This window comes from Actinomadura monticuli (assembly GCF_041463655.1).
Lineage (GTDB): Bacteria > Actinomycetota > Actinomycetes > Streptosporangiales > Streptosporangiaceae > Spirillospora > Spirillospora monticuli.
This window is the reverse complement of the sequence record NZ_JAXCEI010000024.1, coordinates 15,604-28,371: the sequence shown is the minus strand read 5'-3', so window position 1 is coordinate 28,371 and position 12,768 is coordinate 15,604. Positions and strand designations below refer to the sequence as shown.

Sequence of the window (12,768 nt, the reverse complement as noted above, 5' to 3'; positions counted from 1 at the left end):
GGTCAGCCCCCCGAGAGCCACCAGTAGAGCTCGCACGAGGCCAGCCGGTCCCCGAAGCCCGCGCGCTCCACGCCGTCCCGGTAGCCGGTGGCGTACTCCACCGGCGGCCGCCCGCGCCGGTAGGCGAGCACCCGCTCCAGGGACGTCGCGCCGAAGCGCAGCAGCCACAGCGGGCGTCCCGGCACCTCGCGGTCCAGGACCGGCAGCAGCGCGCGCACCCCGTCCGCGCGGGACGGCGCCGGACGGCCGAGCAGGCGCGCGAGCGTCGGCGCCTCGGAGAAGACGAGGTCCGCGCGGGCCAGCGCCGGCAGCACGTCCGACGCCGGGAGCCGCGCGTCGACGTCGTGCGGGACGAGGTCGAACGCGACCCGCGTGCCCGCCGAGGCCGCGATGCGCGCCGCCTCGTCCAGTGCCGCTCGCGAGACCGGGGACAGCACCGAGTACCCGTCGGCGACCAGGACGTCCGCGTCCTCGATCGCCGCGGACGCCGCCGCGACCTCCGGTGCGGTGAGCCGGCGTCCGGGCGGCTCGTCGTGGACGACCAGCAGCCGGACGCCCGGCCCGCCGCCGCGCGGGCGGTCGCGCAGCATCACCGAGACGCCGTTCGGCGCGCCCGCCTCGACGAGCAGATGGTCGTCCGCGCCGATGCGCCGCAGCTCGCGGCGGATGACCGGCGTGTAGCCGTCGTCCCCGATCTTCGCGAGCACCCCCACCCGGCGGAAGTAGCCGGCTGCGCACCGGGCCAGGTTCACCGCCGTCCCCGCGACCAGGGCGCGCGCCGGGGCGTAGCAGAGCCGGTCGGCGCTTAGGTCGGCGAACCGGACGTCCGGCAGGGACGCGCGGACCTCGATCCCGGCGTCGCCGATGACGAGCAGCGCGAACCGGCGCTCGGCCGCGCCGTCGAGGCCCGGCCACCCGGCGGGCGGACGCGGCGTGGCCACCGGCGGCCGTCAGCCGGCCGTCGCCAGGAACGCCCGCATCACCGGGCGCAGGCTCGGGATGAGGTCGTATCCGCCGATCTCGCCCAGGGGCACCCAGGCGCAGCCGTCCAGATGGTCGCCCGCGTCCTGGTTGCCGAGGGTGGCGTCGAGCGTCACCGGCCGGCAGCGGCGCGCCGCCGCGACCACGCGCACCTGCCCGCCCGGCGGGCCGCCACGGTCGGGCATGAACCACTGCCACAGATGGAACGGCGGCCCAGGATCGACCTTGAGGCCGACCTCCTCCCAGACCTCCCGGCGGATGTGGTCGTCGAGATCGAGGTCGGCCTCCACCTCCAGCCGTCCGCCGGGCACTTCCCAGCGGCGCGGGTGGAACGGGTCGGACGCGGACTTGCGGACCAGCAGCAGCCGCCCGCCGGACACGATGAACGCCTTCTGCGCGAACTGCAGCGTGATCGGCGTCAGGGCGGTGAGGGGGCCGGCGGCGCCGGCCTCGACCGAGGGCATCGCGGGAACAACCTCCCTGGTGCCGGCCCCACCGGGCCGTCTCCGCTTCACCGTAACAACGGCGGCCGCGCCCGCCGAGACGCCTGCCGGGCCAGAACACCGTCACCTCCCGCCCGGCCGGGAATGGCGGAGGGGCCGGAGCTGTTGGAGAAGGTGGCGTACCTCACGAAACTCCCCGTCCCGTGCCGCACGTCACGGGACGGTTTCGACGTGGCGCACCGCAGCCCTCCAGGTGGTAGTCTTGGTGGTCGACCGGCCCAGTGCGCGCGATCTCGGCGATGGCGCGTGCCGGGCGCTCAAGCGGAGGCCACCTCCCACCTGACCGGCCGAGCTGGGGAATCCCAGACCAAAGGCCGGTGGGTCTCGGTCCGGCGAACGGGCGTCGCGCGTCCGTTCCGCCGTCGTCCCCGGACGGCTCGTCCGTCCAGGGAGACCGAAGGTGGCCCCGTGCGTGAGTCGTGCGGGGCTTTTCTCGTGGGAGCCTCGGGGTACGACCGGTCCAACGAACTTGAGAACGGCCCCAAGGAGGTCCCATCAGCGCCGAACCGCGTATCAACGACCGCATTCGCGTGCCCGAGGTCCGGCTCGTCGGCCCGAACGGCGAACAGGTGGGCATTGTGCCCATCGCCAAGGCCCTTGAACTCGCGCGTGAGTCGGACCTCGACCTCGTCGAGGTGGCGCCCACCGCGCGTCCGCCCGTCGCCAAGCTCATGGACTACGGCAAGTTCAAGTACGAGTCCGCGATGAAGGCGCGTGAGGCGCGGAAGAACCAGGCGCACACGGTCATCAAGGAGATCAAGCTCCGCCCGAAGATCGACCCGCACGACTACGAGACCAAGAAGGGTCACGTGGTGCGGTTCCTGAAGGCCGGGGACAAGGTGAAGGTCACGATCATGTTCCGCGGTCGTGAGCAGTCCCGTCCCGAGCTCGGTTACCGGCTGCTGCAGCGGCTCGCCGACGACGTCGAGGAGCTCGGCTTCGTCGAGTCGCGGCCCAAGCAGGACGGCCGGAACATGATCATGGTGATCGGTCCGCACAAGAAGAAGACGGCCCGCGGGCAGGAGGCCGAGACCACCGCCTGACGGCCGTCCAGGGACGGCCTCGCGGCGGTCCCGACACCGCGACCTCGCGGCTGAGCGGGGTCGCGGCGCACGTACATTGAAGCCTGACCTGGCGCGTCCACGGTCCCTCGTGGGATGCGCCGATCAGGCGCGCCCCCGTGCGGCACGGCACGGGGGCCGGGAAGAGGGAGACGACGGCGACCATGCCGAAGACGAAGACCCACAGTGGTGCCAAGAAGCGCTTCAAGCTGACCGGCTCCGGCAAGGTGATGCGCCGCCGCGCCAACAAGAACCACCTGCTCGAGCACAAGCCCACCAAGCGGACCCGGCGCCTGTCCGGCCCGGCCGTGGTGGCCGACGCCGACGCCAAGAACATCAAGAAGCTGCTGCGCAAGTAGCGCTCGACCGGCAACATCAGCGACCGGCCGAGGCCCGTGCGGCCCCGGCCCCCACGAAGGAGTTCAGAACGTGGCACGCGTGAAGCGGGGCGTCAACGCCGCCAAGAAGCGTCGGGTCGTCCTGGAGCGGTCGAGTGGTTACCGCGGTCAGCGTTCGCGCCTGTACCGCAAGGCCAAGGAGCAGCAGCTCCACTCGATGACCTACGCCTTCCGGGACCGCAAGGACCGCAAGGGCCAGTTCCGCCGGCTGTGGATCCAGCGGATCAACGCCGCGGCCCGCGCCAACGGGATCACCTACAACCGGTTCATCCAGGGCCTGAAGGCCGCGGAGATCGAGGTCGACCGCCGCATGCTGGCCGAGCTGGCCGTCAACGACGCGGCGGCGTTCGCCGCCCTGGTGCAGGTCGCCAAGGACGCGCTTCCGGCCGAGGGCTCGGAGGCGGCCTGAGCCGGGTGACCGGCACTCGGGCGAATACGGCGATATGGCGGGCCGCGAGCTGACCTCCCTCCGATCACCACGGGTGAAGGCCGCTCGGCGGCTCGCCAAACGCGCGTTCCGCCGCCGCGAGAACCGGTTCCTCGCCGAGGGGCCGCAGGCGGTGCGGGAGGCGCTGGAGATACCCGGCGGCCTCGCCGAGCTGTTCACCACGGCGGAGGCGGAGGCGCGCCACCCCGAACTGGTGCTCGCCGCTGAGCGCGCCGGCGCTCCGGTGCTGCGCGTCAGCGGCGAGGTCATGGCGGAGCTGGCGCAGACCGTCACCCCGCAGGGGCTGCTGGCGGTCTGCGAGTTCGTCGACGTCCCGCTGGGCAAGGCGCTGGAGGCCGGTCCCCGGCTGGTGACCGTCCTCGCGCACGTCCGCGATCCCGGCAACGCCGGGACCGTGCTGCGCACCGCCGACGCCGCCGGTTCGGAGATGGTCGTGTTCACCGACGCGTCCGTCGACCCCTACAACGGCAAGTGCGTGCGCGCCTCGGCGGGCAGCCTGTTCCACCTCCCGGTGGTCACCGGGCCCCGGTTCGACGCGCTGATCCCCGAGCTGAAGGGCGCGGGGCTCACCGTCCTCGCCGCCGACGGCGCGGGCGAGTGCACCCTCGACGACGCGATCGACGAGGGGCTGCTCGCGCGGCCGACCGCGTGGGTGTTCGGCAACGAGGCGTGGGGGCTGCCGGACGAGATACTCGGGCACGTGGACGAGGTGGTCCGCGTGCCGATCTACGGGCGCGCCGAGAGCCTGAACCTCGCGACGGCGGCGGCCGTATGCCTGTACGCCTCGGCGCGCGCCCAGCGCGGGACGTGACGAGAGCGCGGGACGCGGCGGGCGCACGTGCGGACGGTCGCGGAGGTTCACTGCATTCCGTGATCGGATGGCCGCAAGCGGTCGCCTGAGGCGCCGCTTTCCGGCCGGTGAGCTGGGAGGATGGACGGCGCAGCGGTGGCGGGCGGGGGGCTCTGCCGGCGGCTGCGGCTCGTCCGCAGGTAGGAGCGGGGTGGGGACCGGCGGGGGATTCCGCCGTTCCGTCCGCTGCCTACCGTGTGATCAATGCTTTGACCAGGGGCCGGCATGGCGCCGTGCAGAGTGGGGGCGAACGTGATGACCGACGAGACCAGGCCGTCCAGGAGGCCGGGCCGCCCCGCGCCGGAGGTGAGATGCCGCGGGGGCGCGGCCGCGACCGCGCTCCCCGTCGCGGACGGAGCCGCCGCCGTGCGGGCCGACGGCGGCCTGCGGGTCGACATCGCCCGCGTCCGCGGCGGCACGGCGCTCGTCGCGGTGGCCGGCGAGATCGACCTGCGCACGGCCGGCGCGCTGCGCGACCGGCTGGTCGAGCTGCACGGCCGCCTGCCCGGGAGCGGGCCGCGCCGGCTGGTGGCCGACTTCACCGCCGTGGCGTTCTGCGACGCGGCCGGGCTCGGCGCCCTGGTCGCCGCGCGCAACCAGATCGCGGCGGACGGCGGCGAGATCGTCCTCACCGGCGTCCGGCCCGCCCAGCTGCGGCTGCTGCGCATCACCGGGCTGTACCGCCTGTTCGCCGTCCACGCCCGCGTGGACGACGTGTGGGCCGCGTCCGGCCCTCCGGCGGCGTCCCGGTGAGGAGCCCCTCTGAGAGCCCTTGAGAGCCCTCTGAGGAGCCCGGTGAGCGGCTCCGATGAGCGGTCCCTGAAAGAAGTCCGGTAAGTAGTCCCGGTCAGGTGTCCGGCGCGGCGTCCCGGCACGGGCGGTGATCCGGGCTGGTGAGACCCCTCCGCGGAGGTGCGGCACCCCGCCCGGGAGGCTACAGATGCCTTGCCGCCGGGCGGTTTCCGGGTCCCGCAAGATGGCCGACTCCGGCTAGAGTCTCTTTTCGACAGGCCGCGTTCTCACCGGTGTTCTGGAGGCCGCTGTGGGCGGAGAGGAGTCCCCTCTCGTGGCCGCGCGCGTACCCGCACAGGGGTCCGTGCCGGGCGCCGAGCGGGACGCCGCTGACGACCTGCCCGACGGCCTCATGGTCGCGGGCCCGGACGCCCGCGTCCTGGTGTTCAACGCCGCCGCCACGCGGATCACCGGGATCGCCGCCGAGTCGGCCGTCGGGCGCGACTTCCGCGACGTCCTGCCGCTGCACGACGCCGAGGGCCGCGACTGGTGGAAGTGCCTGGCCCCCTACGACGGCCTGTGCACCCGGACCCGCCACCCCGAGCGCGTGCTGTTCCTGCCCGGCGGCACCGAGGTGCTGGTGACCGCCGCCTACCGGAGGGGCGAGCGCGGCAGGGTGGAACGGTTCACGGTCTGCCTGCGCGACGCCGTGCACCGCGCCCGCCAGGAGCGCGACCGGGCCGACCTCGTCTCCACCGTGGCGCACGAGCTGCGCTCCCCGCTGACCAGCGTGAAGGGGTTCACCGCGACGCTGCTGGCGAAGTGGCACCGCTTCAACGACGACCAGAAGCGGGTGATGCTGGAGACCGTCAACGCCGACGCCGACCGGGTCACCCGGCTGATCACCGAGCTGCTGGACGTGTCCCGCATCGAGGCGGGCCGGCTGGAGATGCGCCGCCAGGTCGTCGACATCCCGGGCGAGGTCCGCAAGATCATCGCGGGCCGGGTGGCGGCGGGCGAGCCGGAGGACCGGTTCCGCTTCGAGGCGCGCGGCGAGCTGCCGGAGATGTGGCTCGATCCCGACAAGATGGACCAAATCCTCGGCAACCTGGTGGAAAACGCGGTGCGGCACGGGGCGGGTACTGTGACCATTGTGGTGGAGCCGGACGCGCACAAGGAGGGAGCCGCCGTGTCGGTGCGCGACGAGGGCGAGGGCATCCCGCCCGAGGCCGTCCAGCGCGTCTTCCGGCAGTTCTGGCGCGGTCCCGGCGGCAACCGCCGCGGCGGCACCGGCCTCGGGCTCTACATCGTGAAGGGCCTGGTCGAGGCGCACGGCGGCGTGATCACCGTGCGCCGGGCGCCCGGCGGCGGCGCCGAGTTCCGATTTACCATGCCCGCAGGGGCCCCCGACTACGCCGGCTGACCGCGGCGCACGCCGACGGTCGCGACCGGACCCGGGTTCCTGGTCGGGCCAGCGCGTTCCGCGCACGCTTTCCGGATCTTCACCGCCCGCGCACTAGACTGCGGGCGTCCCACGCCGACCGGAGTCGATCACACCACCATGTCTGCACCCAACAAGTCCTATGACCCCGTCGAGGTGTCCGCGCTGCAGCCCGATGAGCTGGAGCGGGCGCGTGACGAGGCGCTCGCGGCCATCGCCGCGGCCGCCGACCTCGACGCACTGAAGCAGGTCCGCCTGGCGCACGCCGGCGACCGCTCTCCGCTGGCGCTCGCCAACCGCGAGATCGGCGCGCTGCCGCCCGCGGCCCGCGCCGACGCCGGCAAGCGCATCGGCGCCGCCCGCGGCGCGGTGGCCAAGGCGCTGAAGGAGCGCCAGGCCGAGCTGGAGGAGGAGCGCGACCAGCGCGTCCTCGTCGAGGAGACCGTCGACGTCACGCTCCCGTGGGACCGCGCCCCGCGCGGCGCCCGCCACCCGCTGACCACGATGCAGGAGCGGATGGCCGACGTCTTCGTCTCCATGGGCTTCGAGGTCTCCGAGGGCCCCGAGGTCGAGGCGGAGTGGTACAACTTCGACGCCCTCAATTTCCTGCCCGACCATCCGGCCCGCACCATGCAGGACACCTTCTTCGTGGAGTCGGAGGAGTCGGGCCTGGTGATGCGCACGCACACGTCGCCGATGCAGATCCGGTCGCTGCTGTCCCGGGAGCTGCCGGTGTACGTGGTGGCGCCGGGACGCACGTTCCGCACCGACGAGCTGGACGCCACGCACAGCCCCGTCTTCCACCAGCTGGAGGGCCTCGCCGTCGACGAGGGCCTGACGATGGCCGACCTGCGCGGAGGCATCGACGCGTTCGTCACCGGCATGTTCGGCGCGGGGCTGAAGACCCGGTTCCGGCCGTCGTACTTCCCGTTCACCGAGCCGTCCGCCGAGGTGGACATGCAGTGCTTCGTGTGCCGGGGCGCGTCCGCCGAGCCGGGCGCCGACCCGTGCCGGACGTGCGGCTCCGAGGGCTGGATCGAGCTGGGCGGCTGCGGCATGGTCAACCCGCGCGTGCTGGTGGCCTGCGGCGTCGACCCCGACCGCTACAGCGGCTGGGCGTTCGGGCTGGGCGTCGAGCGGACGCTGATGTTCCGGCATGGCGTGGAGGACATGTACGACATGGTGGAGGGCGACGTCCGGTTCACCCTCCCGTTCGGGATGGAGATCTGATGCGGGCCCCGCTTTCCTGGCTGCGCGAGTACGCCGAGCTCCCGGCCGGCGTCACGGGCCGCGCGCTGGCCGCCGAGCTGATCGCGGCGGGCCTGGAGGTCGAGACCGTCGAGCAGGCCGGCGCCGACATCACCGGCCCGCTCGTCGTCGGAGAGGTCCTGGCGATCGAGGAGCTGACCGGCTTCAAGAAGCCGATCCGCTACTGCCGGGTGGACGTCGGCGACGCCAACGGCACCGGTGAGCCGCAGAACATCGTGTGCGGCGCCACCAACTTCGCCGCCGGCGACCGCGTCGTGGTGATCCTGCCGGGCGGCGTGCTGCCCGGCGGGTTCGAGATCGGCGCCCGCAAGACCTACGGGCGGCTGTCCGAGGGAATGATCTGCTCGGTGACCGAGCTGGGCATCGGCGACGACCACAGCGGCATCCTCGTGCTGCCGCCGGACGCGCCCGTCGGCGCGGACGCGATCGAGCTGCTCGGGCTGCGCGACGACGTCCTCGACATCGCCGTCACCCCCGACCGCGGCTACGCCCTGTCGATCCGCGGCCTCGCCCGGGAGGCCGCCACCGCCTACGGCGTCCCGTTCAAGGACCCGGCCGACGTGGAGATCCCCGCGGCGGAGAGCGAGGCGTATCCGGCGAGCATCGGCGACCCCGGCGCGTGCGACCGGTTCGTGCTGCGGGAGGTGCGGGGTTTCGATCCGGACGCGCGGACCCCGATGTGGATGCAGGTCCGGCTGCACCGCGCCGGGATGCGCCCGGTGTCACTCGCCGTGGACGTCACCAACTACCTGATGCTGGAGCTGGGCCAGCCGCTGCACGCCTTCGACCGGCGCAAGCTGACCGGCCCGATCGTGGTGCGACGCGCCGAGCCCGGCGAGAAGCTGGAGACGCTCGACCACGTCCAGCGGTCACTCGACCCCGACGACATCCTCATCACCGACGAGTCGGGGCCGATCTCGATGGCCGGCACGATGGGCGGGCTCGCCACCGAGATCGACGAGCGGTCGGCCGACATGGTCATCGAGGCCGCGCACTTCGACGCGATGGGCACCGCCCGGATGAGCCGCCGCCACCGGCTGCACAGCGAGGCGTCGCACCGGTTCGAGCGCGGCGTCGACCGCGAGCTGCCGCTGTACGCCTCGTACCGGGCGGTGCGGCTGCTCGCCGAGCTGGGCGGCGCGGAGATCGTGCCGGGCGTGACGCACGCCGAGGCTCCGGTCGCGCCGGTCACGGTCACGATGCCCGCCGGGCACCCCGACCGGGTCGCGGGCGTCGCCTACGGGCGGGACGCGGTGGTCCGGCGGCTGGAGCAGGTCGGCTGCGCGGTCGAGGGGGGCGACGTGCTGACGGTGACGCCGCCGTCCTGGCGTCCCGACCTGACCGACCCGAACGACCTCGCCGAGGAGGTCATCCGCCTCGAAGGCTACGAGGACATCCCGGCCAGGGCGCCGCGCCCCAGCGCGGGCCAGGGGCTGACGGCCGGGCAGCGGCTGCGCCGCCGGGTCGGCCGCGCGCTCGCGGGCGCCGGCTACGTCGAGGCGCTGGCGTTCCCGTTCCTCGCCGAGAAGGACCTGGACGGCCTCCAGCTCCCGGCGGACGACGCCCGCCGCCGGACGCTGCGGCTCGCGAACCCGATGTCGGAGCAGGAGCCGCTGCTGCGCACCACGCTGCTGCCGGGCCTGCTGAAGGTCCTGGCGCTGAACGTGGGCCGCGGCTTCGGCGACGCCGGCCTGTACGAGCTGGGCGTGGTGTTCCGGCCGCGGCCGGACGCGCCGGAGCGCGCGCCGCGCCTCGCCGTGGACCGCGGCCCGGCGGCCGAGGAGATCACGCGTCTCGAGGCGGCGCTGCCCGACCAGCCGCACCGGGTGGCGGTCGTGCTGTCCGGCGACCGGGAGCCGTCCGGCTGGTGGGGCGAGGGACGTCCGGCGCTGTGGGCGGACGCGATCGAGGCCGCCCGCACGGTGGCCCGGGAGGCGGGCGTGGAGCTGACGGTGCGGGCCGACCAGCACGCCCCCTGGCACCCCGGCCGCTGCGCCGCGCTCTACAACGGCGACACCCTGGTCGGCCACGCCGGCGAGCTGCACCCGCGCGTCACCAAGGCGTACGGGTTGCCGGCGCGGTCGTGCGCGATGGAGCTGGAGCTGCGCCGCCTCGGCGAGCCGGTCACCGTGCGGGCCCCGCATGTGTCGTCCTACCCGGTCGCGACCCAGGACGTGGCCGTGATCGTCGACTCCGCGGTGCCCGCGGCCGACGTGGAGTCGGCGCTGCGCGACGGGGCGGGGAGCCTGCTGGAGGCGATCCGGCTGTTCGACGTCTACACCGGCGAGCAGGTGGGGGAGGGCCGCAAGTCCCTGGCGTACTCGCTGCGGTTCCGCGCGCCCGACCGGACGCTGACCGCCGAGGAGGCGTCGCAGGCCCGCGACACCGCGGTGGCGGCGGCGTCCGAGCGCACCGGAGCCGTCCTGCGCGGCGCGTGACATCGGCCGAACGCGCCCCGACCCCCGGCCTGCCGCCGGGGCCGGGGCGCGTGAGCGTTTCAGCCCGCGTGGTCCAGGCTTCCGTCGCGGCGGCCGGCGGAGACGAGCCGGTCCATCGACAGGGCCGCCACCCCGTACCAGCAGGCCCCGACGAGCGCCTCGGTCGCGAGGAGGCGCATGACGCTTCCGACGGGCGCGCCGCCGAGGATGCCGCGCACCGCCTCCAGCCCGTGGACGACCGGCAGCGCCCGCGTCGCGGCCTCCAGCGGGGCGGGCCACACCTCGACGGGGACGTTCACGCCGCCGAACGTCATCACGAGCCCGTAGGCGAGGTTGAGCACGAGCCATTCGACGCCGCGCAGGCGCAGCGCGATGCCCGCCAGCGCGCACCCGTACCCGTAGCTGCTCGCCAGGATGAGCAGGACGGCCGGTATCGCGTACGCGGCGCGCGGCCACGGCAGCGGGACGCCGAGCAGGGGCGGCAGGACGACCCACGCGACCAGCGAGCTGGTCATGCCGGTCACCGTCCACTGGAGCCCGCGTCCGAGATAGACGGGCATGTGCCCGGACGGTGCGATGGCCAGCAGCGGCAGCGTCCCCATCCGCCGCTCGCCGGCCAGCGAGATCACCACGATGGTCGACTCCCGCCGTCGGCCGCCGACGGCTGGGTGTCGCGGCTGGCCAGTTCGGCGGCGCGCCCGGCGAACACGGGGCTGACGGTTCCCATCCGACCAAGGATGCCGGGTCTTATCGCTACTTGTGTTGCGATAAGCGGTCGCGTATACTGGACGACGTCACATCGCCGCCCGGCAGGGGAGTCCATTGAGGATCTGAGGTCCGACACCGCGCGTAAGGCCGTCTCCGGCCCGCGCACGTGACCTCAGAGCGGACCCTCGTCCCGCCGGGCTTTCTCATGCCCGCCGGCGCGTCGCGCGATCCCGCGGTGTCTCCATGCAGCCCGAAACCGCTCGAAACCCATGGAGACCGCCTTTCATGTCATTCGCCATCGTGTGCTCGGACCTGTCCTTCGCCTGGGCGGACGGCACCGTCGTCCTGGACGGCCTCGACGCCGCGTTCGGCACCGGCCGGACCGGCCTCATCGGCGTCAACGGGTCCGGCAAGTCCACCCTGCTGAAGATCATCGCCGGTGAGCTGCGCCCCGCGTCGGGCACCGTCGCCGTCGACGGGGAGATCGGCTACCTGCCGCAGAATCTCGTCCTGGACGGCGCGGCCACCGTCTCGGACCTGCTCGGCATCAGCGCGACCCGCGCCGCCCTGCACGCCATCGAGCGCGGCGAGGCCACCGAGGAGAACTTCACCGCGGTCGGGGACGACTGGGACGTCGAGGAGCGCGCCCGCGCCGAACTCGACCGGCTCGGCCTCGGCAGCCTCGACCTGGACCGGACCGTCCCGACCCTGTCGGGCGGCGAGGCCGTCATGGTCGGGCTCGCCGCGCGGTTCCTGGCCCGTCCCGGCGTCCTGCTCCTGGACGAGCCCACCAACAACCTCGACCTGGACGCGCGGCGCCGCCTCTACGACGCGGTCGCGTCCTGGACGGGCGTGCTCGTCGTCGTCAGCCACGACCGGGAGCTGCTCGACCGCGTCGACGAGATCGCCGACCTGCGCGACGGCGCGATCCGGACGTTCGGCGGGAACCTGTCCGCCTACGAGGAGCTCCTGGCCGTCGAGAGGGAGGCCGCCGAACGGACGGTCCGGGCGGCCGAGACCGACCTGCGCCGTCAGAAACGCGAACTGGAGGAGGCCCACGTCAAGCTGGCCCGCCGGCAGCGCTACGGCAAGAAGATGCAGGAGAACAAGCGCGAACCGAAGATCGTCATGGGGGCGCGCAAGAGGGCCGCGCAGGAGTCGGCCGGCAAGCACCGCATCATGCACGAGGAACGGCTCGCCGGCGCCCGCACCCGGCTCAGCGAGGCCGAGGAGGGCGTCCGCGAGGACGCCGAGATCCGCGTCGAGCTGCCCGCCACCCGGGTCCCGGCCGGGCGCACGGTCGTCACCGTGACGGGACTGACCGCGCCCGAGCCGGAGACGGGCACGCTCACCGAGCTGATCGTCCGCGGCCCGGAGCGGATCGCGGTGACCGGCCCGAACGGCTCCGGCAAGACGACGCTGCTGCGCGCGCTCACGGGGGAGCGCACGCTGGAGGGGGTGGCGGTCAGGATCGGCGTCGACGGCGTCCGCTACCTGCCGCAGCGCCTCGACGTCCTGGACGGCGACGCCAGCGTCATCGACAACGTCCGCGCCCAGGCGCCGTCCGCCGCCGTGACCGACATCAGGGCGGGCCTGGCCCGGTTCCTGTTCCGCGGCGCCCGCGCCGAGCAGCGGGCCGCGACCCTGTCGGGCGGGGAGCGGTTCCGCGCCGTGCTGGCGTCGCTGCTGCTCGCCGAGCCCGCCCCGCGGCTCCTCCTGCTGGACGAGCCGACCAACAACCTCGACATGGCCAGCGCGGCGCAGCTCGCGCAGGCCCTCGCCGCCTACGAGGGCGCGCTGATCGTGGTGAGCCACGACCTGCCGTTCCTGCGGACCCTCGGCATCACCCGCTGGCTGCGGATGGACCGCGCCGCCGGCCTCAGCGAAACCGAGCCGATGTAACCGAATAAATGGGGTGATCTTGCGATATCGCCGCTGC

General features: G+C 73.9%; 12 protein-coding genes. 9 read left to right on the top strand and 3 right to left on the bottom strand.

Features of this window, described 5'->3' with window-relative positions; translation table 11 throughout:
• Nucleotides 1–2 precede the first annotated feature (2 nt).
• Together SM611_RS34530 and SM611_RS34525 are read right to left on the bottom strand one after the other, a co-directional pair.
• Nucleotides 3–941 carry a carbohydrate kinase family protein gene (locus SM611_RS34530; protein ID WP_371954539.1) on the bottom strand — a complete coding sequence of 313 codons (939 nt, stop codon included), beginning with the start codon at nt 939–941 and terminating at the stop codon, nt 3–5.
• Nucleotides 942–950: 9 nt separating this feature from the next.
• On the bottom strand, nt 951–1,445 hold the full coding sequence (locus tag SM611_RS34525; RefSeq protein ID WP_371954538.1) for an NUDIX domain-containing protein: 495 nt from the start codon (nt 1,443–1,445) through the stop codon (nt 951–953).
• A gap of 533 nt (nt 1,446–1,978) precedes the next feature.
• On the opposite strand from SM611_RS34525, the gene infC reads away from it, so the two are divergent.
• From infC to pheT, 8 genes are all read left to right on the top strand, one after another.
• Nucleotides 1,979–2,527, top strand: a complete 549-nt coding sequence (gene infC, locus SM611_RS34520) for a translation initiation factor IF-3 (protein WP_371954612.1) — start codon at nt 1,979–1,981, stop codon at nt 2,525–2,527.
• A 182-nt stretch (nt 2,528–2,709) separates the two neighbouring features.
• Nucleotides 2,710–2,904 carry a 50S ribosomal protein L35 gene (gene rpmI, locus SM611_RS34515; protein ID WP_067468638.1) on the top strand — a complete coding sequence of 65 codons (195 nt, stop codon included), beginning with the start codon at nt 2,710–2,712 and terminating at the stop codon, nt 2,902–2,904.
• A gap of 70 nt (nt 2,905–2,974) precedes the next feature.
• On the top strand, nt 2,975–3,352 hold the full coding sequence (gene rplT / locus SM611_RS34510; RefSeq protein WP_131944984.1) for a 50S ribosomal protein L20: 378 nt from the start codon (nt 2,975–2,977) through the stop codon (nt 3,350–3,352).
• A 34-nt stretch (nt 3,353–3,386) separates the two neighbouring features.
• Nucleotides 3,387–4,202 carry a TrmH family RNA methyltransferase gene (locus tag SM611_RS34505; protein ID WP_371954537.1) on the top strand — a complete coding sequence of 272 codons (816 nt, stop codon included), beginning with the start codon at nt 3,387–3,389 and terminating at the stop codon, nt 4,200–4,202.
• Nucleotides 4,203–4,466: 264 nt separating this feature from the next.
• A complete protein-coding gene (locus SM611_RS34500) occupies nt 4,467–4,994 on the top strand; it encodes an STAS domain-containing protein (RefSeq protein WP_371954535.1) in 528 nt (175 codons plus the stop codon).
• 313 nt (nt 4,995–5,307) lie between these two features.
• Nucleotides 5,308–6,396 (top strand): sensor histidine kinase, encoded by a 1,089-nt coding sequence (locus tag SM611_RS34495; protein WP_371954534.1) that lies wholly within the window; start codon nt 5,308–5,310, stop codon nt 6,394–6,396.
• A gap of 138 nt (nt 6,397–6,534) precedes the next feature.
• Nucleotides 6,535–7,644: a phenylalanine--tRNA ligase subunit alpha gene (gene pheS, locus SM611_RS34490; protein ID WP_371954533.1), complete on the top strand. Its 1,110-nt coding sequence runs from the start codon at nt 6,535–6,537 to the stop codon at nt 7,642–7,644.
• Entirely contained in the window at nt 7,644–10,121 is a 2,478-nt protein-coding gene (gene pheT, locus SM611_RS34485) for a phenylalanine--tRNA ligase subunit beta (protein WP_371954532.1), read from the top strand. The genes pheS and pheT overlap by 1 nt, the downstream gene beginning before the upstream one ends.
• 59 nt (nt 10,122–10,180) lie before the next feature.
• Here the strand turns inward: pheT and SM611_RS34480 are convergent, their stop codons facing one another.
• Nucleotides 10,181–10,753 carry a hypothetical protein gene (locus SM611_RS34480; RefSeq protein ID WP_371954531.1) on the bottom strand — a complete coding sequence of 191 codons (573 nt, stop codon included), beginning with the start codon at nt 10,751–10,753 and terminating at the stop codon, nt 10,181–10,183.
• A 361-nt stretch (nt 10,754–11,114) separates the two neighbouring features.
• On the opposite strand from SM611_RS34480, the gene SM611_RS34475 reads away from it, so the two are divergent.
• Complete coding sequence (locus SM611_RS34475) at nt 11,115–12,731, top strand: ABC-F family ATP-binding cassette domain-containing protein (protein WP_371954530.1); 1,617 nt, start codon at nt 11,115–11,117, stop codon at nt 12,729–12,731.
• Nucleotides 12,732–12,768 lie beyond the last annotated feature (37 nt).

What these genes read in the sequence shown, in the direction of transcription:
- SM611_RS34525 (WP_371954538.1), bottom strand. Translation starts at nt 1,445, where the DNA reads ATGCCCTCGGTCGAGGCCGGCGCCGCCGGCCCCCTCACCGCCCTGACG.
- rpmI (WP_067468638.1), top strand. Translation starts at nt 2,710, where the DNA reads ATGCCGAAGACGAAGACCCACAGTGGTGCCAAGAAGCGCTTCAAGCTG.
- SM611_RS34505 (WP_371954537.1), top strand. Translation starts at nt 3,387, where the DNA reads ATGGCGGGCCGCGAGCTGACCTCCCTCCGATCACCACGGGTGAAGGCC.
- SM611_RS34500 (WP_371954535.1), top strand. Translation starts at nt 4,467, where the DNA reads ATGGCGCCGTGCAGAGTGGGGGCGAACGTGATGACCGACGAGACCAGG.
- pheS (WP_371954533.1), top strand. Translation starts at nt 6,535, where the DNA reads ATGTCTGCACCCAACAAGTCCTATGACCCCGTCGAGGTGTCCGCGCTG.
- pheT (WP_371954532.1), top strand. Translation starts at nt 7,644, where the DNA reads ATGCGGGCCCCGCTTTCCTGGCTGCGCGAGTACGCCGAGCTCCCGGCC.
- SM611_RS34475 (WP_371954530.1), top strand. Translation starts at nt 11,115, where the DNA reads ATGTCATTCGCCATCGTGTGCTCGGACCTGTCCTTCGCCTGGGCGGAC.